Source organism: uncultured Rummeliibacillus sp. (assembly GCF_934216135.1).
Taxonomy (GTDB): domain Bacteria; phylum Bacillota; class Bacilli; order Bacillales_A; family Planococcaceae; genus Rummeliibacillus.
Genome location: NZ_CAKQBI010000002.1, coordinates 215,760 through 236,369 on the forward strand (window position 1 = coordinate 215,760; position 20,610 = coordinate 236,369).

The 20,610-nt window shown below is 33.6% G+C and carries 21 protein-coding genes and 2 pseudogenes; 4 read left to right on the forward strand and 19 right to left on the reverse strand.

Going from position 1 to position 20,610, the window contains the following annotated elements; all coding sequences use genetic code 11:
- Positions 1-108 precede the first annotated feature (108 nt).
- The 3 genes from Q0977_RS02680 to Q0977_RS02690 all read right to left on the reverse strand — a co-directional run bounded on the left by Q0977_RS02680 (position 109) and on the right by Q0977_RS02690 (position 2,930).
- The gene (locus Q0977_RS02680; protein ID WP_299510353.1) at positions 109-1,542 is read right to left on the reverse strand and encodes a UDP-N-acetylmuramoyl-L-alanyl-D-glutamate--2,6-diaminopimelate ligase; all 1,434 of its coding nucleotides are present in this window, start codon (positions 1,540-1,542) and stop codon (positions 109-111) included.
- 199 nt (positions 1,543-1,741) lie between these two features.
- Complete coding sequence (locus Q0977_RS02685; protein WP_119416896.1) at positions 1,742-1,993, reverse strand: GlsB/YeaQ/YmgE family stress response membrane protein; 252 nt, start codon at positions 1,991-1,993, stop codon at positions 1,742-1,744.
- 94 nt (positions 1,994-2,087) lie between these two features.
- Positions 2,088-2,930, reverse strand: a complete 843-nt coding sequence (locus tag Q0977_RS02690) for a M15 family metallopeptidase (RefSeq protein WP_299510400.1) — start codon at positions 2,928-2,930, stop codon at positions 2,088-2,090.
- A gap of 241 nt (positions 2,931-3,171) precedes the next feature.
- Between Q0977_RS02690 and Q0977_RS02695 the strand changes: the two genes are divergently transcribed.
- The 3 genes from Q0977_RS02695 to Q0977_RS02705 all read left to right on the forward strand — a co-directional run bounded on the left by Q0977_RS02695 (position 3,172) and on the right by Q0977_RS02705 (position 4,633).
- Positions 3,172-3,342, forward strand: a complete 171-nt coding sequence (locus Q0977_RS02695; protein ID WP_164489609.1) for a hypothetical protein — start codon at positions 3,172-3,174, stop codon at positions 3,340-3,342.
- Positions 3,339-3,572 carry a membrane protein insertion efficiency factor YidD gene (gene yidD, locus Q0977_RS02700; protein WP_119416898.1) on the forward strand — a complete coding sequence of 78 codons (234 nt, stop codon included), beginning with the start codon at positions 3,339-3,341 and terminating at the stop codon, positions 3,570-3,572. Before Q0977_RS02695 ends, yidD begins: the two co-directional genes overlap by 4 nt.
- A 98-nt stretch (positions 3,573-3,670) precedes the next feature.
- Positions 3,671-4,633, forward strand: coding sequence for a metal ABC transporter solute-binding protein, Zn/Mn family (locus Q0977_RS02705; RefSeq protein ID WP_124218357.1), 963 nt, complete (start codon positions 3,671-3,673; stop codon positions 4,631-4,633).
- A 126-nt stretch (positions 4,634-4,759) separates the two neighbouring features.
- Here the strand turns inward: Q0977_RS02705 and Q0977_RS02710 are convergent, their stop codons facing one another.
- From Q0977_RS02710 to Q0977_RS02725, 4 genes and pseudogenes are all read right to left on the reverse strand, one after another.
- Entirely contained in the window at positions 4,760-5,197 is a 438-nt protein-coding gene (locus tag Q0977_RS02710) for a Dps family protein (RefSeq protein ID WP_119416900.1), read from the reverse strand.
- 139 nt (positions 5,198-5,336) lie between these two features.
- Positions 5,337-5,690: a manganese efflux pump gene (locus tag Q0977_RS02715; RefSeq protein WP_255416327.1), complete on the reverse strand. Its 354-nt coding sequence runs from the start codon at positions 5,688-5,690 to the stop codon at positions 5,337-5,339.
- A pseudogene (locus Q0977_RS02720) lies at positions 5,679-5,909 on the reverse strand (manganese efflux pump); the annotation flags it as partial. The pseudogene Q0977_RS02720 and the gene Q0977_RS02715, both read right to left, overlap by 12 nt.
- Positions 5,910-6,029: 120 nt before the next feature.
- A complete protein-coding gene (locus Q0977_RS02725) occupies positions 6,030-6,356 on the reverse strand; it encodes a GlpM family protein (RefSeq protein WP_119416902.1) in 327 nt (108 codons plus the stop codon).
- A gap of 116 nt (positions 6,357-6,472) precedes the next feature.
- On the opposite strand from Q0977_RS02725, the gene Q0977_RS02730 reads away from it, so the two are divergent.
- Complete coding sequence (locus tag Q0977_RS02730; RefSeq protein ID WP_299510363.1) at positions 6,473-7,351, forward strand: LysR family transcriptional regulator; 879 nt, start codon at positions 6,473-6,475, stop codon at positions 7,349-7,351.
- A gap of 148 nt (positions 7,352-7,499) precedes the next feature.
- Here the strand turns inward: Q0977_RS02730 and Q0977_RS02735 are convergent, their stop codons facing one another.
- The 12 genes and pseudogenes from Q0977_RS02735 to Q0977_RS02790 form a co-directional block, all read right to left on the reverse strand.
- The gene (locus Q0977_RS02735; RefSeq protein WP_119416904.1) at positions 7,500-8,012 is read right to left on the reverse strand and encodes a hypothetical protein; all 513 of its coding nucleotides are present in this window, start codon (positions 8,010-8,012) and stop codon (positions 7,500-7,502) included.
- 313 nt (positions 8,013-8,325) lie between these two features.
- Positions 8,326-9,039, reverse strand: coding sequence for an ABC transporter permease (locus Q0977_RS02740; protein ID WP_299510368.1), 714 nt, complete (start codon positions 9,037-9,039; stop codon positions 8,326-8,328).
- A pseudogene (locus tag Q0977_RS02745) lies at positions 9,036-9,884 on the reverse strand (ATP-binding cassette domain-containing protein). Before Q0977_RS02745 ends, Q0977_RS02740 begins: the two are co-directional and overlap by 4 nt.
- A gap of 143 nt (positions 9,885-10,027) precedes the next feature.
- Positions 10,028-10,981, reverse strand: coding sequence for a LytTR family transcriptional regulator DNA-binding domain-containing protein (locus Q0977_RS02750; protein WP_299510370.1), 954 nt, complete (start codon positions 10,979-10,981; stop codon positions 10,028-10,030).
- A 143-nt stretch (positions 10,982-11,124) separates the two neighbouring features.
- A complete protein-coding gene (locus Q0977_RS02755; protein WP_299510372.1) occupies positions 11,125-12,561 on the reverse strand; it encodes an o-succinylbenzoate--CoA ligase in 1,437 nt (478 codons plus the stop codon).
- A 183-nt stretch (positions 12,562-12,744) separates the two neighbouring features.
- On the reverse strand, positions 12,745-13,563 hold the full coding sequence (gene menB, locus Q0977_RS02760; protein ID WP_299510374.1) for a 1,4-dihydroxy-2-naphthoyl-CoA synthase: 819 nt from the start codon (positions 13,561-13,563) through the stop codon (positions 12,745-12,747).
- Positions 13,564-13,574: 11 nt separating this feature from the next.
- Positions 13,575-14,399 carry a 2-succinyl-6-hydroxy-2,4-cyclohexadiene-1-carboxylate synthase gene (gene menH / locus Q0977_RS02765; RefSeq protein WP_299510376.1) on the reverse strand — a complete coding sequence of 275 codons (825 nt, stop codon included), beginning with the start codon at positions 14,397-14,399 and terminating at the stop codon, positions 13,575-13,577.
- Positions 14,387-16,114 carry a 2-succinyl-5-enolpyruvyl-6-hydroxy-3-cyclohexene-1-carboxylic-acid synthase gene (menD, locus tag Q0977_RS02770; protein WP_119416911.1) on the reverse strand — a complete coding sequence of 576 codons (1,728 nt, stop codon included), beginning with the start codon at positions 16,112-16,114 and terminating at the stop codon, positions 14,387-14,389. The genes menH and menD overlap by 13 nt, the downstream gene beginning before the upstream one ends.
- Positions 16,107-17,495: an isochorismate synthase MenF gene (locus Q0977_RS02775; RefSeq protein ID WP_299510382.1), complete on the reverse strand. Its 1,389-nt coding sequence runs from the start codon at positions 17,493-17,495 to the stop codon at positions 16,107-16,109. Before Q0977_RS02775 ends, menD begins: the two co-directional genes overlap by 8 nt.
- A 142-nt stretch (positions 17,496-17,637) precedes the next feature.
- The gene (locus Q0977_RS02780; protein WP_299510384.1) at positions 17,638-18,576 is read right to left on the reverse strand and encodes a dipeptidase; all 939 of its coding nucleotides are present in this window, start codon (positions 18,574-18,576) and stop codon (positions 17,638-17,640) included.
- Between the two features lie 132 nt (positions 18,577-18,708).
- The gene (locus tag Q0977_RS02785; protein WP_299510386.1) at positions 18,709-19,203 is read right to left on the reverse strand and encodes a TraR/DksA C4-type zinc finger protein; all 495 of its coding nucleotides are present in this window, start codon (positions 19,201-19,203) and stop codon (positions 18,709-18,711) included.
- A 193-nt stretch (positions 19,204-19,396) separates the two neighbouring features.
- Positions 19,397-20,149 carry a MerR family transcriptional regulator gene (locus Q0977_RS02790; RefSeq protein ID WP_119416915.1) on the reverse strand — a complete coding sequence of 251 codons (753 nt, stop codon included), beginning with the start codon at positions 20,147-20,149 and terminating at the stop codon, positions 19,397-19,399.
- Positions 20,150-20,610 lie beyond the last annotated feature (461 nt).

Sequence of the window (20,610 nt, forward strand, 5' to 3'; positions counted from 1 at the left end):
AAATTTTATACTTATAAACATCATTAAAAACCCTACAAAATGGTTCTTTTGTAGGGCATTTATATAAAATCTCCGGCATTTTATAAATGCTTAGAGATGTATACATGATTATCCTTCCATTTGTCCGATCAAAAATTGGACCGTTTCTATATCAGAAGTTGTTGGTATTTCGAACTCTTGTTGATACTTTTCTGCACCTTTTCCGGTTATACATACCCAATCACCTGAGCTAGCATCCTCGAACACCTGCTTAATGGCTAAAGTTCTATCAGGAATGATATAGCCTCCCTGACTTAGAACATTCAATGCTTCTTCCATTTCTTCATAACTAACGTCATTTAGATCATCAAATGTGAGAATATGGACATCACTAATTTCTTTCGATACATTGACCATTCCACCTCTTTTGGAAATATCACGATTTCCCCTGAAGCCAAAGATATGGAAAATGCGATTTGCACCTTCTTCTTTGGCTGTTTGTAAACAATGATTGAAGGCATCTGCCGTATGTGCATAATCCACAACAATTGTTGCCCCTTTAGGGTGTTGAAACATTTCAAACCGTCCTGGAACTCCAGGGAATAATTCTAATGCTTGTAATATCTCTTCTGGTGAAATACCTATTTTACTTGCTGTTAGAAAAGCCATTGCAGCATTTAATATATTGTGTTTCCCCAAAATATTGAGCTTTAAATTGATATTAGGTGTATTTTCAAATGTAATGATGGAATTTCCGGATTTTAGAAGATCGATTTGTAAATCATGATGATTTTGATCGCCAATTACATGGATTGTACGATTGTTAGCCATTAGTTGTTCAGCTAGTTTTTGACCCCAATTGCAATATTGATTAATAATTGCTTTACCTTCAGGCTTCAATTGATCAAAGAGACTTGCCTTTACAGAGAAATATTCATCCATATCTCGATGATAATCTAAATGATCTTGGTCTAAATTTGTAAATAAGCAAAAATCAAATTCAACACCATTGACACGATATTGCGAAAGGCCATGTGAAGAAATTTCCATAATGATATATTCATCTTCACTTAAAGAAAGTTGTTTGTTTAATTCGAGGGCATCAGGGGTAGTATTAGATGAAGGAGCAGCTTTTCCATTAATCACATTTTTAACCGTACCAAACAGAGAGCATTTTTTACCAGCTGATTCTAAAATATGTTTAAGCATATAAGAAGTGGTGGTTTTCCCGTTTGTACCAGTAATACCGATCATCTTCTTATTTTTCGATGGATTCCCATAAAATTCACAGGCTAACTGCGCAAGTGCAAAGCGGCTATTTTCTACCTTGATATACGGAACAGATAATCCTGTTAAATTCTTCTCTCCAATAACAATTTTAGCACCTGCATCAATTGCATTTTGTATAAAATCATGTCCGTCTACACGATAACCTTTGATGGCAACAAAGATATCATTGGGGCGGATTTCAGTGGAATTAGTAGTAATTCCATCGATGTCCATATCACCTATAGAGTCATTAACATTTTGTTCTATGCGTCCTAATAGGGCATTTAGTTTCATGATATTCACTCCTAGTGAAGCATAACGTCACATTGGACATTTTAATAATTCTTATTTATAATGACCCGTTAAACGCAATTTATACGAATGTATTGAGAAAATAAAACACAAGCCTTTCATTACTCTACAAACTAAATGACCGATAATGACTTAAGACAACAACAAAACGCGAATTCTAAGTTAGAATTCGCGCCCCTGACTATTTCCGCATCGCTTTAAAAATAAAGCTAACAACAAAAATTAATATAATCGCTCCTATTAAAGCTGGTATTATATAGAAATCGCTTATTTTTGGTCCCCATGAGCCAAATATCAAACTACCGATCCAAGCACCAATAATACCTGCAATTATGTTTCCTATAATACCGCCTGGAATATCTTTACCTAAAATTAGGCCAGCTAACCAGCCTAAAATACCACCTATAATTAAATACCAAATAAAACTAAACATAATAATATCGACTTCCTTTCTTTCGGCTCTGCTTATATATTCCCCGTTTCCGTGAATTTAAACGTAGCTTTTAGAACGCCAATAGATAGTTGTATTATTTTACTGGTACGTCTAGTGTAGGTTGGTTAATATTTTTGTCATTATAATGCCACCATTCAGAGCTAATTGTTGTAAAACCAACTTCAGTCATGATTTTCGTTAAGAAATTCATATTTTTCTGTGCCTTTTTAGAATTCTTTTTATATGTACGACCAGCCTTTTTTGAAAATGAATCAAATTTAGTTGGCATAGTTAGTTCTCTGCCCTTTTTATCAACCAATGTTACATCAACACTTACTCCCTTACTGTGTTTTGAATCCAATAATGGGTAAGCTACATACATATGATTTTGAATCTTATACCACATTTCCCACTGCACACTTAAGGGACGATATGCATCCCAAATTTTAATCTTATACCCTTTTTTATTTGCCAGCTTGTTAGCTTTTTTTAATTTTTTTGCTGTAGATTTTGTCATTAATGCCTTCGCTTTTTTTGGATATAATCGGTATCCCATAAAATTATTCTTCGTCGCATAGTGTAGGTCAATAACAAAACCATCTTTTTCAGTTAACTCCACTAATCCAGCTTCTTTATAATTGACCGGCGCATTTTTTAAATATTTTGCAGAGGCCCAACCTGTTTTTCCATTATAAGTTACCTTGTACCAACCTTTATAATACTGCGTTGCTTTAACGAAAACGCCTTGATCTATTTGACCAATCTTCGAATATTTTACCCCAGCACCTTTACGAATATTCAATTGTGCTGTTGCTTTTAAAGTTTTTTCTACTTTTTGTATTGTTGCTGCCTTTGCTGTTGTTGAAGAAATCACTCCACAATCAACTCCTCCCATTAATAGTGTAAAACTTAAACAACCTGCAATCAGTAATGTCATTATTCTCACAAAATCCGCCTCTAATTTCTTTATATAGTATTTATATTATCCATTTTACTTTTTGAAATAATTGTATGCAATCTCACATTTAAGTATATTATCTAAAAATAATCTTTAGTAAGCAAAATTCCCTATCAGCTTTCATGAAACGTTCACAGTTCTTATTTTCACTAAGCACTATACTATAACTATATTTAAAATTTTAGTAAAATAAAGATGAATTAAAAATGGAGTGATCATAATGTCTGTTGCGTGGATTGCAATTATGCCAGTTGTCGTACTGACAGTGGTATTGGCTAGCGTATTAATATACTTTATAGCCAAAAACAATAAAAAAAATTCCCATAAAACAATTGATCCGAAACCAGCTGAGAATTTCAATAACTATTCGAAGAAAGAAGAGTTGAAGTGAAAAAGCTATTTATATTACCAATTCGCTTTTATCAAAAGGTGATTTCACCTTTGAAACCACCAAGCTGTCGCTTCTATCCAACATGTTCCAATTACGGAATTGAAGCTATTGAAAAACATGGTGTATTGAAAGGCGGATATTTAACAATCAATAGGATTTTACGCTGCCAACCATTTTGTAAAGGTGGATATGATCCGGTACCTGAAGAATGGCCTCCAAAAAAGAAATAATTTTGGAGGTTTTTCTATTGTCTTTTTACTAGAAATCTTGTATAGTAGTAATTGTTCTAAAAATAAACCGTAATCATTACTATTTACGAGGTGTGAAAATGAAAAAATTCTTTTCCATTTTTTTAATTGCCCTATTAGCTGTTTTCACTGCTGCATGCGGAGCAGACAAAAAAGCTAATACTACAAAAGACCAAAATGGCAAACTGAAAATTTATACAACCGTATATCCACTAGAATACTTCGCAAAACGTATTGGTGGCAATCATGTAGAAGTATCTTCTATTTACCCACCAGGATCAAACGAGCATACTTTTGAGCCTACACAAAGAGATATGATGAATATCGCCGATGCAGACTACTTTTTCTATATCGGACTAGGACTTGAAGGATTCGTAGAAAACGCACAAAAATCTTTAAAAAGTGAAAATGTTCAATTTGTAGAAACAGCTGCAAATGTATCTAAGGATAAACTAGCTGTAAGTACCGGTCATGAAGATGAGGATCATGCTACTGAAGAACATCATCATGGCAATGACCAAGTCGATCCACATGTCTGGCTATCGCCCATTATTAGCCAAGACCTTGCTCTTTCTATTAAAGATGAACTAGTAAAAGCTCAACCAGATAACAAAGCAGATTTCGAAAAAAACTATGATTCACTTGTAAAAGACTTAAAAGCATTAGATAAAGACTTTAAAGCTATGTCAGATCAAGCAAAGAGAAAGACATTCTTTGTCTCACATGCAGCCTTTGGTTATATTGCTGGAACATATGGCCTTAGCCAAATCTCAGTAGCTGGTTTAAATTCACAAGACGAACCATCACAAAAAGAACTTACTAAAATCGTCGACCAAGCCAAAAAAGAAGATATTCACTATGTATTATTCGAACAAAATGTCTCATCTAATTTAGCAAAAGTTATTGAAAAAGATATTGGTGCTGAGCCGCTTACATTAAATAATTTAAGCGTACTTACAACCGATAACATTAAAAACAAGGAAGACTATTTTACAATAATGCATCAAAATATCGAAACATTTAAGAAAGCTTTGGAGAAATAATATAGAAAAGGGGCGTCCAATAAGTCAAAAACTTACGTGGCTGCCCCTATTTTTATATAAATTTTTATGTGTATTACTTCTTCGGTGGTCGAATCAAGATTCTACCATCCTCATTGAAAAATGACTTTAAGATACAAATGCTTTCAACATCCACACATGCTTTTCTAAGCTCTGATTAATCGAATTTAACAAATCCTCAGTCATGTCATCATTTTCATTTGCTGCTTCAGACATTCCCTTTTTAAGATTCTTCATCATAATTTCAAAATCTTGAATCAAAATCTTGACCATTTGTTCAGCAGTTTCACTTCCTGATACCTCTTTTATCTCTGAAATTTCGAGATGCTCTTTTAAAGTGGCAACGGGTTGTCCTCCTAAAGCTAATATGCGCTCTGCAATATCATCCAGATGACTTGACGCTTCATTGTACAATTCCTCAAATTTTTCATGTAATGTGAAAAAAGAAGGTCCTTTTACATACCAATGGAAATTATGAAGCTTTGTATACAGTACAGACCACGATGCAACGAGTTGGTTTAGTTGAAGCTGTAATTCAGACATCATTAAAACACTCCTATTTCTTTTTTAATTTCTTATTTAATATTCCACTAATATTCGGAAGCTAAACATAAGAAATCAAAAAGAAATAATTCTAATTATTAGTAACAACAACTCGTCTCTTACAACACATTTAAGAAAAGTTTTATATAAACATTTCAAAAATTCCAATGCCGATTAAGATTACTCCTGATATTAATGTAGAATTTTTGCCAATAAACGTCTTTGAGAGAATAAGTCCAAAATGTCCTCCAATTGCAAATGTCAAAAGCGAAAAGAATCCTATAGATATCACTGTAAAGATAGCTGAAATACCATTCGCACCTATTCCTATTCCTCCACCAATACAATTTATTGATAAAATTAGACCTAAAACAATTGCTTCTCTAATCGAGATAATATTATTTTGATCCTTATCAATTTTTTCTAAATTCTCCTCTGATTTTGCACATGCAAAATTATTCGAGACAATCGTATATAAACCAATTACACACAACAAAATACATCCTACAATATTCGCTTTTTCTTGTGAGATAAATTCTATCAACACACTCCCAAGCAAAACCGATAAATAAGTAACAATCATTGATACTACTGCAATTGTCAGATTAGACGCAAAAGGTATTTTCGTCTTTTTGACACCATAAGCAAGACCTATACCTAAATTATCTAAATTTGCAGCAATTCCAACTAAAATAATCGTAATCCAATGCATAGAATCCTCCCTATTTGTAACGCACTCAACTCATCATATGCAGGGATAAATTTTTTGCTCTCCAAATTATAATGAATGTAAAAAAAGGATTTAGAAGCTAAAATCTTCTTAATCCTTTTCCCCTTATGCTATTAAAAATTTCGATCCGACCATAAACAAGATATATACAGCACAACCGATTAATACAGATTGACCTGGTTTAAACCAATTAGTCAATAAATAGATTCCAACTACTAAAACAACCATACCTACTGCTCCAACAATCCCATTGCGTTGTGTAATATGAAAAGCTTTTGGCGTCATATTATGCACTTGTAAATTTAGGTTCATTAAGGTCATGATCGGTAAAAGTGTTATGATGCCTGATAAAAACAAGAATTTCGATTTGCTTAACATAGCAGCAAGCATCATGACAGTGCCACCGATGATAAATTGTATTACATATCCCACGACTATTACTCCTAACAACTATTATTGATTTGTTGCCATTGTAATGTTATTTTTTTCATAAGTAAACTTAATGTTTTGAATGATAAGTATAGAAAAAATTTATAGATGGTGATATCATGTCGATCAATAAAATAAAAGCATTCGTAACTGCAGTCGAATATGGAAGCTTAACAAAAGCTGCCGAACAACTTGATTACACACAACCTAGTATTAGTCATATGATTAGCAGTTTGGAAATGGACTATGGATTTTCACTTTTAATAAGAGGGAAAAATGGAGTCAAACCTACAGAAAACGGAAAAGCGCTGTTGCCAATCATGCACGAAATACTGAAAGGTTCACAACTTCTAAACGAAATGGTCAATGATATTAACGGCTTAGATAGTGGGAAAATTCAAATTGGGGCATATACAAGTGTTTGTGTACACTGGATGCCAACGGTTTTAAATTTATTCAATACAAAATACCCCAAAATTGAAGTTCAATTATACGAAGGAAATTCTCAAGAGATTAAACTATGGTTAGAGAGCGGGAAGATTGACTTTGCAATTGGAACAACACAAATCGACGAACATCCTCATTTTATCCCTTTAATGCAGGATCGAATGCTTGCCATTCTACCTAAAGAGCATCGGTTAGCTACATGTGATTCCATACCACTTAAAGCTTTTTCAGAAGAACCTTGCATCATGCCTTATGAAGATTCCCATCATGATGTGCAATTTATCTTCAAACAAGCTAAAATCTCTCCACATATTGCGTATCAAATTCGTGGTGATGAAGCAATTATTGCCATGGTAAAAAAGGGGTTAGGTATTAGTTTACTTTCCGAATTATTGATAAAAGAACATCTACCAGAGCTTTGCGCTAAACCGATTGAGGGGAATTATGTTCGGACACTCGGTATTCTAACGACCTCAACTGTAAATAATCTCTCCCCATCGACTAAAAAATTCATTCCTTTTTTACAAGATTGGGTTCAAGAAAATTATTAACATGCATAAAAGGGCTTATGTCCTGGGGTGTCCCGTACTTAGAAAAGCTTAAAGGGCAACCTTCCTTTGATAACGACTTTCCTGCTATAAGTATTTGCTCCATTATTGTAACAAAAGACGTATCTAAAATCAGACACGCCTTTTCATCTTATTCACCTAGGATTTCTTTTTTAGATGGTGCTTGTTTTTTTGATTGATAGTTGACGGTAGCAATCACGCAAACCGTTATAAGTACATAAGACAACTCAACAATTGCACAAAATCTAATAAAGTAAAACAAGCTTGGATTAACTAAATATTCTGCAGAAGTAACGAATATCGGAATATATAAGACCCATGTAAAAATGGTCAAGAAGCTTTGTATTTCAATGTCCATACGAGCCCTTTTAGGTTGCACCATTATTAAACAAATGTATTGTACAATCATTAAAAAAATTGCTGCTAATATAATCTCTGGGTTAATCTGATGCGTTTTTAGAGATGTGAAAAGTAAAATAGCTACACCTGTTACGATTACAGATAATTCATTTCGAAATTCAAGTAAAACTCTTTTAATGATAGTATCTCCTCCAATGATGATTACGTATTTTTCTAAGACTACTAGTAATTCTATATAGAATCTTTTCCATAAAACATCTATTAATATAGTTGTATGGGACAAACCATCATCCTATGACTATTAATTTTTTTGAACTACTAATTTTGCAATCATATAATGTACAAATATGTTAAGAAACATGATAAACATAGTTGCTGTCACAACTCTGACAAAAATCACTTAAATTATTCGGAACGTGGATACAATTTGAAAATGTATGGATTAAACTCCAATTTGCGTGGATTGGATTTTGAACAGCGTGGATTACTCGTCTTTTTATGTGGATTAACCCCAAAAAATTCGTGGATTGGCACATATATTAATACTTAAATTAAGAGGCTTATTCTTGAAATAAATAAGCCCCTTAAAATTCTCACTATATATCATCCTTCATCCGCTTCTTATACACAATAACAGTCAGGATCATCACGATAATTATCCACAAGCTTATAAGACCAAATGGTTGGACTATATCTCCTATTTGAAAATGATTTTCGAGTGATTCTGCTAGATTGATTAGTTGTGTACTAGGTAGCCATTCAATCACTTTTAATACCGGATACTTTTCTACAAATGCACTTGCAAAAGGTCCTATTGAAAATAGGAAGAAAACAGGCATTACAATAACAGAAGATTCCATAACAGTTTTAGCAATCAAACCTATTAATGTTCCTATAGTAATATAGAATATACTTGATAATAGGAACGCTATAATCATAATCAATGTATTTCCAGGATTATATCCCGTTAATAGGATTGAACCTGTTAAAATTAGAATCGTAATGATAAATGTTAACATACTTTTCCCTATTAAAATTTCAGGAATTGTTGCGGGAGATAGCATCAAATTTCTTAATGTGTTTTTTTCTTTCTCTTCTGCGATTAAACAACATTGAATGTAGGTTGCAACAAGAGAAAAAGTCATATTAATAGCCATAAAATGAACTTGGATTGTATCAGTACCCATTCGCAAGTAAAAAGCAGCAATGATCAAAGGTACCAAAATTATTGAAGATACAGCTAGATTTCGCGAGAATTCTTTATAATCTTTTACTAAGATTGCTTGCATTCTTTTCATGGATAAATTCATACTAATTTCCTCCCTGTTACTTGGACAAATATCTCCCCTAAGCTAGGTTCATTTGTAGACACTCTTTCAACCAGATTTTTTTGCATCCAGTCGAACATTTTATTAGCATCCGTTGCACCTTTACTGATTGTTTCTTGTTGACCATTTTTTAATTCAACTGTTAAGGTATCATCCGCATATTGCTTTTTTAACTCTTTCGGTGTTCCAATTGCACAAATCTTACCGTTGTTTAAAAAGGCAATTCGATTGCAAAGAGTATCTGCTTCAGCCATATCATGAGTTGTTAAAAAAACTGTAGTACCTTCTGCATTTAATCTCCTTAACCCTTCATAAATATGAAACTTATTTACAGGATCTAAAGCAGATGTAGGCTCATCTAAAAATAATAGATCTGGTTGATGCAAGATTGTACGAGCTAGCAGTACACGCTGTCTCATACCTTTTGATAGCTTGTTAATGTGTTTTTTTCTATCGCTATATAAATTCACAAATTCAAGAGATTTTTTAACAGAATTTTCATTCAAATTATATATTTTTCTATACAAATCCAGATTTTCTTCAATTGTTAAGCGATCATATAGACCACTATTATCAGATAAAATACCCAATCATTGCCGTGCTTCAGGTGATTTTAAAAAAGAAATATCCTGATTAAAGACTTTTACATCACCATTTGTCGGTGATAACTGCCCCGTCAAAATTTTAATCGTAGTCGTTTTTCCAGATCCACTTGGACCAAGAAAGCCAAAAATTTCTCCCTTTTCTATTTCAAAAGAAACATCCTGTAATGCATACTCGCTTTTAAACTTCTTTTGTAAATGATTTACTTTTATAACTTCCCCCATTTTATAAACCTCCTAATATGTCCTTGAAATTAGCATACTTAAGATTTACTCATTACACATCAAAATATGGATGAATTGTATTATATGTCGATGAACAGTACCATTTAATCCGTGATTAGCAACAATTATTTCCTGAGAAATATTTATATTCCTATGATTTCCTTTAATTCGACTAATTTAGATCTTGAAAGTGGTACATTTAGTCTTTCTTTACCCGATAAAACCAAGCTATAACTGTTTTTTGACCATGTTATAACTTCTCTTACTTTTTGCAGATTTACAATATATGAACGGTGGCATCTAAAAAAGCCAAAGTGTATTAATCGTCTTTCTAACTCACTTAACGTTAAGGAACACGGATACGCTACTCCAGTAACAAATACATTCACTTCTCCTTCGACGCTTTCAATATAATCAATTTCAGGTGGATTAAATAATACCAATTTATCTTTGATCTTCGTTGGAATCTTCTCTAATTTAATAGCTTGCTTATCTACCTTCATATCAATCGAATTTTCCTCTTGCAAATCAAACTTTTCTAACCCTGTATCTTCTATACGAAATACACTATATGTCGAAATCATTAAGTCTTCTAAACTTGCAGACAAAAGACATATTGTGTATCCTTTCTCCTTCAAGAAATTCAAAGTACGTTCTACAATACGCTTTGTTTCAATATCTAAATTTTGATATGGCTCTTCAATAATATGTATTGGCTTTTCATGAATAAGTAATTTAGCAAGTTTAACTCTTTGCAATTGTGAATAGGATAAATTTTTTATTTTCAATTTTTTCGCTTTTAATAATCCCGTAATGTTCAGAGCATCATCGATTTCAATATTAGAGTTATATAATTTTTTCTCGAATTTCAGACTTTCGAATATAGTCATTCTTTCGTAATGTCCTTCCTGTCGAAAGAATATATTCATATTAGAATAATGTTGAAGATATTTTAGGAGACAATCAATTTGAAAAACATCTAAATGCATTCCTACAATTTCACCTGAAGTTAATGGTAATTGAAAAGATGGTAAAAGAATTCTACCATCAAATGTTGTTATTGTAGGAATTTTAATTGGTTGTTGAAATTTTTCCATAATATTCAAAATCCTTTCGTGTTTATTTTGAAATATGTATATAAAGCAAAAACCCCCATTAGCTTGATTAGTCCATATTTCATATAAAAAAGCCCATAGATGACTTTTTCATATCTATGGGCTTATTATTTAACTCTATATTTTTATATTAATTCCTTCAATTTCCTACGTAATAGTTTATTTGAACCGTTTCTAGGAAGTTCATCAACAATATAAATTTTATTTGGCACTTTGTAACCCGCCAAATGTTCTTTGCAGTATACCAGGAGTTCGTTCACTTCTACATTATTATTCAATACCACAAATGCATTTGGAACTTGTCCCCATTTGTCATCTTCTACTCCACAAACACCTACTTCTCGAACAGATGGATGAGATGTTAAGACGTTTTCTATTTCTGCGGGATATATATTTTCTCCACCAGAAATGATTAAATCTGACCGGCGATCCACTACAAATAAGTACCCTTCATCATCAAAATAACCAATATCTCCACTATGCAACCAACCATCTTGTTGAGAAGGTTTATCTGAAAAACGTCCCACATAACCAGGTGTTACATGTTTCCCTCGTATTAATATTTCGCCTTGCTCAAATGGTGCCTTTGCATTTTCTATTCGGATTTGATTAAAAAATAATGGTTTTCCTGCAGAACCAATTTTCCGCAATGCATCTTTACTTGATAAAGTTGCTGTTTGTGAGGATGTTTCGGTCATGCCATATGTCTGTGAAATTTGAATATGTCGTTTGATAGCGCGTTTTAAATAATCGATTGGTACAGGTCCGCCCCCTGCAAGCATTGTTTGGAATTTATCAGATACGTATACATCACGATGCTCTAATTCTGTTAATATGCGCTCTAATGTGAAAGCTACAACAGACATACGTGTTACAGTACCATCTACTAGAAAATCGACTACCTTTTCAACATCAAATTTTTTCAAAAGTTCTAAGCGTACACCATGCAGTAAACATTTACACAACATAGAAAACCCACTAATATGAAAAAGTGGAACTGTACATAACCATGTATCATCTTCAACAAGACCTGTATTATAGAGGGAGGATGTTGCACTTGATACATGATTGCCCACAGTTTGACGGACCCCTTTTGGAAAACCTGTTGTACCAGATGTATACATAATCGTCATTGTATCATTTTCATCCCATTCATCTGTTGGTGTAAATGCTATTGCAGATACATCTGAGACTTTAGAAAATGAATGAATTGGTGAAGCTGTTTCCGGCAACTTATTTAGCAATTCATCTTCTACTAATATTGCAACTGCCTCTGAATCTTGAATTTGATAAGCTAATTCTGTTTTACTTAAACGCAGATTGAGAAGTACCATTTCACATTGTAAATGCATACAGCCACAAATCATGAAAATAATTTGTGGTGTAGATGTTGCAAAAATAGCTACACGATCATGCGCTTTAATGCCTAGTGCTTCTAGTTTTGAAGCATATCGTAATGCTAAATCATTTATCTCTTTATATGTCCAAGACTGACCTTCGAAACTTACTGCTACTTGTTCCGGGGTTAGTGTTGAACGCTGTAAAATCCAATTTGGAATCATTTTTTGTCACCCTTATAAAAAAATCATTAAGATAATCATATCATTATAGTAACAGAAAATGAAAAAGCTCGTATCAAAGGTATACGTGCAAGGATATTACTTTTACTATTATTGCTACAATTTAAGCAGTAAATAAAAAACTACTCTCAAACGAGAGTAGCTTTCTATAGACAATTCATTCTATTATGGGAAACGTGGGAATTGACCGAAGTCTGGATCACGTTTTTCTTTAAATGCGTCGCGACCTTCTTTTGCTTCATCTGTTGTGTAGTAAAGTAAAGTAGCGTCTCCACCTAATTGTTGTAAACCAGCAAGACCATCTGTATCTGCGTTAAATGAAGCTTTTAAGAAACGTAGAGCAGTTGGTGATTTTTTAAGCATTTCTTCACACCATTCTACTGTAGTATCTTCAAGTTTTTCATAAGGTACTACTGTATTTACAAGACCCATGTCTAATGCTTCTTGCGCGTCGTATTGACGACATAAATACCAAATTTCACGAGCTTTTTTATGTCCAACGATACGTGCTAAATAGCCTGCACCGTAACCAGCGTCAAATGAACCTACTTTTGGTCCAGTTTGTCCAAAACGAGCATTTTCAGCAGCGATTGTTAAATCACATACGATATGCAGTACATGTCCACCGCCGATTGCATATCCTGCAACCATTGCTACTACTGGTTTTGGAATTTTACGGATTAAAGTTTGTAGATCAAGTACATTTAGGCGAGGAATATTGTCTTCACCAACATAACCACCGTTACCACGTACTTTTTGGTCTCCGCCTGAGCAGAATGCTTTTTCGCCTTCACCAGTTAAGATAATTGCACCAATTTTTGCATCGTCGCGAGCACGAGTAAATGCATCGATCATTTCTGCAGTTGTTTTTGGACGAAATGCATTTCTTACTTCTGGACGGTTAATAGTAATTTTAGCAATGCCGTTATAAGATTCATATTTGATATCTTCGTAGACATGTTCTGTTACCCATTCACGAGTCATTATAAATCCTCCTATATTGTTTCTAGGTGTTTCTCTATTATTGTAGCAAAGATTTGTGGATTTTCCACATGTATTGCATGGCCAACACCTGATACGATTACATTTTTGCAATATAAGAATCTTTCCTTCATATCAATGGCCTTTTGTTGGAATTTTTTATCTAATTCACCTGTTATCAATAGTACAGGCTTTGTAAAGTTCTGCAAATCACCCCAAAAGGATGGTTGTGATCCAGTTCCCATGCCACGCAAACTATTGGCTAAACCAACTACACGTTGGCTTAATCTTTCTTCTCGTATTGCTTGTTGTTTTGATTCTGACAATTTTTTTTGTGATTCAAAAAGAGGAATGTTCTCCCATTGTTCCACAAAAGCATCTAGTCCATACTTTTCAATTTTTTCTGCTAATGCACGATCACTTTTTCTTCTCGCTTCACGTTCTTCTTCTGTTTTAAGTCCAGGTGAAGAACTTTCTAAAATTAGCTGGTCAACCATTTCCGCATATTTCATCGTAAAAGCGAGCGCTACACGTCCTCCCATTGAATAACCAATTAGAGTAAATGACGGAATACGTCTTGCTTCAAAAAAGTCATGCAATAATTCAACTTGTTCTTCCATCGAATATCTTTTGACGATATATGGAGCATCCGATAACCCATGACCAATCAAATCTATAGTAATAATACGATAAGTTTCTTCAAATGACTCAATTACCTCATCCCATGTCTTTGTACTACCTGTGAAGCCATGTAAGAAAACAAGCGTTTTTTCAGCTTGAGGATTTATAATTTGGTAATGTACATTTAAATCTCTTACAGATGTCATTACGCTTGCCATTTTTCATCTAACTCCTTACTAATAGAGTCCCATAAATTTCGATGAGATTGGACATTAACTGATCGATTTGTTACCACTTCGATAATACGGACAGGTTTTACTTTAGGGGATTCAAGTACCTGTACAAACTTTTCTTTTGAGTGAATGACATCATATTGAGCATCGTACATTCTTGCTAAATCCGAAAATTGCAAATCAGAAGGGGTACCAAATAACTCTTCATAATAATCTTCTACAGTTGCCTGTGAAAGATAAGAGAAAATGCCACCACCATTATTATTCATCACAACAATTGTGATATCACAATTTTGATAACGGCTAGCTATTAATCCATTTGAATCATGTAAAAATGCTAAATCTCCTATTAATAAATACGAATGTCTATTTGTTGCTAATTGTGTACCAATTGCTGTTGAAACAACGCCATCAATTCCGTTTGCACCGCGATTAGCATAAATACGCACATCTTTATTTGTTTTATAGAAAAACGTATCTACATCACGGATTGGCATACTACTACTTGCAAATAAATTACAATGGTCAGGTAAATGCTCAAATAACGTTGCTGCTAAAGCGCCTTCATCAGATTCACTTTGGATGTATTCTTTCACATGGTGAGAGGCTATTTCATTGGCTTCCAACCAGTTTTGTACATAGTCGCTATCAGTGCTTAAATTGGTGATCGTAACATCATTTAACCAGCTGCCTATTTGTGCTTGAATATGATGTGTCGTAATAGCTAATGAGTCTCTAAACATTGGATCCTCATCAATAACCAAGTAAGTTTTTGGCTGAACATTACTTAAAAATTGCATCAACGGTTTTGAAACTGGTTGTGCACCAAAACGTATTACAGTATCTGCAGCTGCTACTTGTTTAAATGTTGAATTTTTCAAAAGAGCATCATACTGGTCAATGACAAAATCTGCGCAATCATTTGGCACATTTCCACGTAGATGAGAAAGACTTTCTACAAGAACCGGCCATTTCAAATGGCGAATAAAGTCCCAAATAATATTCAAATCTGTATTTTGAGCCATTTCTCCCATAATTAGAATCCCTTTTTCGGCATGTCCAATTATAGTTTCCAACATATTCATAGCATGCTCATTTGGACGAATTTCTTGTGGCATACTTTCTATGAATGACACTGTTGGTAATTGTTTAGGAAAGTCTATTAACAAAGGCTCTCTGAATGGTACGTTGACATGTACAGGTCCTACTGGTGCTGTTGTCGCAATTGCAACAGCTCGCGCAATATGACGTTCGATAAATGGCAAAGTGTTTGGTGACTCGTCCGGTATTGGAAAATCAACTGACCATTTTACTTGATTGCCATATAAATTAGGTTGTGTTATTGCTTGCGGTGCTCCTACCTCACGAAGCTCATGAGGTCTGTCTGCGGTTAATACGATTAAAGGTGTTCTAGCTAACTTCGCTTCTACAATTGCTGGAAAATAATTAGCCGCTGCAGTACCTGATGTACAAATAAGAATAACTGGATTTGCACTTACTTTCGCTATCCCTAAAGCTAGAAATGCAGCTGATCTTTCGTCAACTTGTCTGTACATTTTAAATTCTTTTGTATGTGCAAAAGCATATGCTAAAGGTGTTGAACGTGAACCTGGACTTACTACAACATCCTTTACCCCTGCTTGATATAAAGATGCAACAAGCTTATATACATAGCTTGTTAGAATCTCTTTGTTATTCATGTAATTGTCCTCCTAAAGCACGAATCATCGGACGGAATTTCACAAGTGTTTCTTCATATTCACTTTGCGGTTGTGAATCTGCAACAATTCCACCACCTGCATATAAATAGGCTTTATCTTGATGTAATAATGCAGAACGAATTGCAACTGCAAATTCTCCATTTCCATTAGCATCTAACCAGCCAATTGGTGCTGCATACAAACCTCGATTCATAGGTTCATATTTACGAATGACTTCCATAGCCTTCATACGTGGTACACCACCTAATGCTGGTGTTGGATGCAATGTTTTTACTAATTTTAAAATAGTTGCATCATTTTTTAAGTGTCCTTCTACAGGTGTATATAAATGTTGAATATCTCTTATTTTCAAAAGTCTTGGCTCTGATGGAATAGTATAGCTTGCGCAGTTTTCTTTAAATGTATGTCCAATCATATCTACAACATATTGATGTTCTGAACGATTCTTTGCATCATTTAACAAACTTTGTCCTAAGCCTTCATCTTCTTCTGCAGTTTTACCACGTTTTACAGAACCTGCAACACATGAAGAGTAAGCATAAGAATTTTCGACTTTTACTAAGCGTTCAGGCGAAGCACCAAAAAACAGCTTTTCATTATGTTCTAGCCCAAACAAATAACTTTCTGGTTGTTCTAAAATTATTTGAGATAAAACATTTGGTGATGATACTTCTTTTTCGAATTCTAAAGCAAGTGATCGAGCGATTACCACTTTATCAGCTTCTTTTTGACGAATTAAAGAAGTCACTTGATGAATAGATTCTAAATATTCTTCTTTAAAAGGTTCAAAACTACTTTTCACTTTTGGTTTAGCATATGTTTTCAATGCTTTTACTTGTGCCGTATGCATAAGTTCGTCACGTTTTTTACATAGTTCGTTTAATATTTGCGGATTTTCCTGTTCTGCAATATAGTTTGTACTAATATAAACATGATCATTACGTATAACTAGTTGATATGTAGCAACTACAAAAAATGCTGGTGGCATGCCTTCCCATTCACCTGAAACACCATTTTCAGGATCAAAGGTAAAACCGCCAAACAGAATCGGTTGTAACTCTTTGTCATTTGTTACAATATGCTGTGTTAGCTTTTTCCATTGTTGTTCCACATCATCAAAACGTTGGTCTGTTGAATGACTTGTTATAATATGTGCATAACCCAAACCTACTAATGTAAACGTTTTCTCGCGATTTTGCCAATAATATCTCTGATTTGCAAAGGACTCTTCCCCTGCTTCAAAAAATGCCAACGCTGATAATCGATTCACTTCAATTGTTTCTGTAAAAAATTTTAGTGTCGACTTTTCTGTCTCAGTTTCAATTTGGTCGCCGGTTGTTGTCGACAACTTACGATTCATGAAAATTCCCTCCGTCAGTAGATTGATATACTTATCTACTCGTACATCCTTCGTTATCCTATACTATCATACATCTTTCTATAAAATTCAGCACTTATTTACCTTTTTATTTCTACAAAATAAATAAGGCATATAGATAATTCTATATACCCTGTTTTTGTATATATCGAAGAAAATTCTCATTTGCAATCATCTTCACTTCATCTTCTGAAAAGTGCTGAAATAATGTTAAGATTAAATTTTGCGATTGGGATGCATTTTCAAGACCAATAACCGTTCTGTCAATCCCATCAAAATCAGATCCTAACCCTATATGCTCAATCCCCACTAATTCAGCCAAATATTTCACATGTTTAACCAAATCATCAATAGTGACATCGTCTGTACCTTCTTTAATAAACGGTGGATAATATACAACGTGAATATGACCACCTTGTTTTACTAATGCGATTGCCTGCTCATCTGATAAATTTCTAGTATGATTACACAAGGCTCTTGCATTTGAATGACTCGCTATCAAATGCTTTGCTAAAGGCAAAATATCCCAATAACTTTTTTCGTTGAGATGTGATACATCAATAATAATATCTCTATCATTTAATAATTCAATGACTTCTTTACCGAATGGCTTCAGTCCCTGATTCGGATTTTCTTCTGCCCCATAAGCCACACTATTTTCAAAATTCCATGTTAGACCAACTAATTTTACACCTGCATCTAGAAGGGTTTGCAACTTTAAAAGGTCTTCTCCAATTGCATCACAGCCCTCTAAACTTAATATTGCCCCTAATTGTCCTTCTTTTAATGTATATACCTGTTTCCAATCTGTTATATGGATTACATCAGGATTGGGCTGTAATACATTTGTATAAAATAACTCAACTTGTCGCATAGCCTCGGTAAATTTATCGGCTTGTGGAACATCTTCTCCTATAAAGATAGCAAAATCTTGTATCACGACCTGACCTGCTTGTAGTTTTTCCTTACTTGCTTGTAGTTGAATAGCAGAGGAAAATTTAATGGGTGGGTCAGCTTTCGTTAACTTACCTAATACATCACAATGTAAATCGATAATCTTCATATATGCACCTACTTTTTTATCTTATTATATTAGAACTTTCTAGCTACATATTAGATATCCATAAGAAAAACCAACAGAAAATTTACTTTCAGTTGGCTTTACCTAATTTTATAATAAATGTATGGGTTGTCTTTAATCGTATCCTACATCAGATGGAGTGTCTGAAGAGCCATATTCCTCGACTACAAGGAAACTATCTTCACCATCTATTCGGTAGTCCTTTAAATTACTTGGATCAGAAGTTGTCGCATTTAAAATTTCTTCTTCTACAGGGCGTTCTTGTGTACCAGCAGTTCTTTCGGAATGCTCTATACAAGTTAATGTAGTTGGCATTGCTTCCATCCGCTCAAAGGGGATTTCGATGCCACACACTATGCAATGTCCATAGGTGCCATCATCTATTGCTTTTAGAGCTTTTTCAATATTATCTAATTGAAATTCGTTAAACTTGTCCATCGCCAATTCAGTTGCTGAATCCATCATGTCAGTAGCTTGGTCGGCTGGATGATTATCATAATTAGATAACTCTGTCGACTCAAATATTTCATCGTTATCTGTTCTTGCTTTAATCCTTTTTTGTTCATCTGTTAATAATTTTTTTAATGTGTGTAATTGTTGATCTGTCATTAACTTAAACCTCCATTCTGTAATATTTATGCCCCAAATTTCTTTTTTCAAAGCACATATTTGTAAATAAAACTATCTTCATGATTAAAATTGAATTTCAGAATATGTATTAAAAAAGGAACTCTATATTCCGAGCTCCTTTCATCTTTTTTATAAGTTATAAAGTTAACACTAACACTGAACTGTACACTTTTTAAACGTTTGCATATATTGCATCTCGTAAAAATTGTGCCATACCTTTTTGGTGCTGATCATAATATGCTGTAAATCTCTCATCAGCTACATATAAGTCTGCAAGGCCTTTATGGGCTTCTTTAGAATAAGATGGCCAATAATGTGTTAGCCATTCTTTATGGCATTTTACAGCTTCCTGTGCTTTTATATTTGTAACATCTCCTGTTATCATCGCCTCTTTTAACAAATCAATTATTCTCTTTTCTAGAATTTGATTTTCTTTAAATACTTCTTCACTCATTCCTTGTAATTTCTTATTCGATTCATCTATTACATCATTACCATATTTCCCGCGAATTTCATTTCCATAATTTTCCTCATTTTCTTGAATCTTTTTATCCTTTAAGCCTTCAAATCTTTCATGATCCTTCATTTCATATGCTCCTTCCAAAGATTGAATTGTCTTTTTAACATTAAGTAACATTTTATCGATTATCGCTCGTTCTTTTAGTAATTTCTTTTGATGTTCTTGTAAAGCATTTTTTATATCAAAATTCGATTCATTTATAATTTGTTTTATTTCTTCCAATTTCAAACCTAATTCACGATACAATAAAATTTGCTGCAACAATTGCACTTCATAATCTCCATAAATGCGATAACCCGAATTAGTAAATCTTAAGGGTTTAAGTAAATTAATCTGATCATAATAACGTAATGTCCTAGTCGTAACTCCAGAAAGTATAGCAAGTTGCTGAATGGTATATTCTATTTTCATCACCTCGTACAATCAATATACAGATTGACGTAACGTAAATGTCAATACTGTTTATATTGATTTTCAAACTATTTTTATGTTATAAGTTCACTCTGATTCTTTTTCTGTTTGATTGTTAAGCAGTTTCTTCTGGGTTTAATATAATTACCTAAATCTTTTAATTACAAATCGTGCTTCGTTTTTCAAAACTCAGTTCTTTTATCTCAACTTTTTTATCCATATTGGACATCGACAGTTTTATCAATCGTAGTAACACATCAATATAAAGATATAGGTAACACCATAGGATAAGGATGGAGAATGAGCCACTACATTTAGTATAGAACCTTTACAAAAAGATTATAAAAATAGACATAAAAAAATCCTTTAGAACTTAACGTTCTAAAGGATTTAATATGACCCCTACGGGATTCGAACCCATGTTACCTCCGTGAAAGGGAGGTGTCTTAACCACT

Excerpts from the sequence above, each read along its gene's own strand:
- Q0977_RS02680 (WP_299510353.1), bottom strand. The coding sequence starts at position 1,542 with ATGAAACTAAATGCCCTATTAGGACGCATAGAACAAAATGTTAATGAC.
- Q0977_RS02685 (WP_119416896.1), bottom strand. The coding sequence starts at position 1,993 with ATGTTTAGTTTTATTTGGTATTTAATTATAGGTGGTATTTTAGGCTGG.
- Q0977_RS02690 (WP_299510400.1), bottom strand. The coding sequence starts at position 2,930 with ATGACATTACTGATTGCAGGTTGTTTAAGTTTTACACTATTAATGGGA.
- Q0977_RS02695 (WP_164489609.1), top strand. The coding sequence starts at position 3,172 with ATGTCTGTTGCGTGGATTGCAATTATGCCAGTTGTCGTACTGACAGTG.
- Q0977_RS02705 (WP_124218357.1), top strand. The coding sequence starts at position 3,671 with ATGAAAAAATTCTTTTCCATTTTTTTAATTGCCCTATTAGCTGTTTTC.
- Q0977_RS02710 (WP_119416900.1), bottom strand. The coding sequence starts at position 5,197 with ATGATGTCTGAATTACAGCTTCAACTAAACCAACTCGTTGCATCGTGG.
- Q0977_RS02730 (WP_299510363.1), top strand. The coding sequence starts at position 6,473 with ATGTCGATCAATAAAATAAAAGCATTCGTAACTGCAGTCGAATATGGA.
- Q0977_RS02740 (WP_299510368.1), bottom strand. The coding sequence starts at position 9,039 with ATGAATTTATCCATGAAAAGAATGCAAGCAATCTTAGTAAAAGATTAT.
- Q0977_RS02750 (WP_299510370.1), bottom strand. The coding sequence starts at position 10,981 with ATGGAAAAATTTCAACAACCAATTAAAATTCCTACAATAACAACATTT.
- Q0977_RS02755 (WP_299510372.1), bottom strand. The coding sequence starts at position 12,561 with ATGATTCCAAATTGGATTTTACAGCGTTCAACACTAACCCCGGAACAA.
- menB (WP_299510374.1), bottom strand. The coding sequence starts at position 13,563 with ATGACTCGTGAATGGGTAACAGAACATGTCTACGAAGATATCAAATAT.
- menH (WP_299510376.1), bottom strand. The coding sequence starts at position 14,399 with ATGGCAAGCGTAATGACATCTGTAAGAGATTTAAATGTACATTACCAA.
- menD (WP_119416911.1), bottom strand. The coding sequence starts at position 16,114 with ATGAATAACAAAGAGATTCTAACAAGCTATGTATATAAGCTTGTTGCA.
- Q0977_RS02775 (WP_299510382.1), bottom strand. The coding sequence starts at position 17,495 with ATGAATCGTAAGTTGTCGACAACAACCGGCGACCAAATTGAAACTGAG.
- Q0977_RS02780 (WP_299510384.1), bottom strand. The coding sequence starts at position 18,576 with ATGAAGATTATCGATTTACATTGTGATGTATTAGGTAAGTTAACGAAA.
- Q0977_RS02785 (WP_299510386.1), bottom strand. The coding sequence starts at position 19,203 with ATGACAGATCAACAATTACACACATTAAAAAAATTATTAACAGATGAA.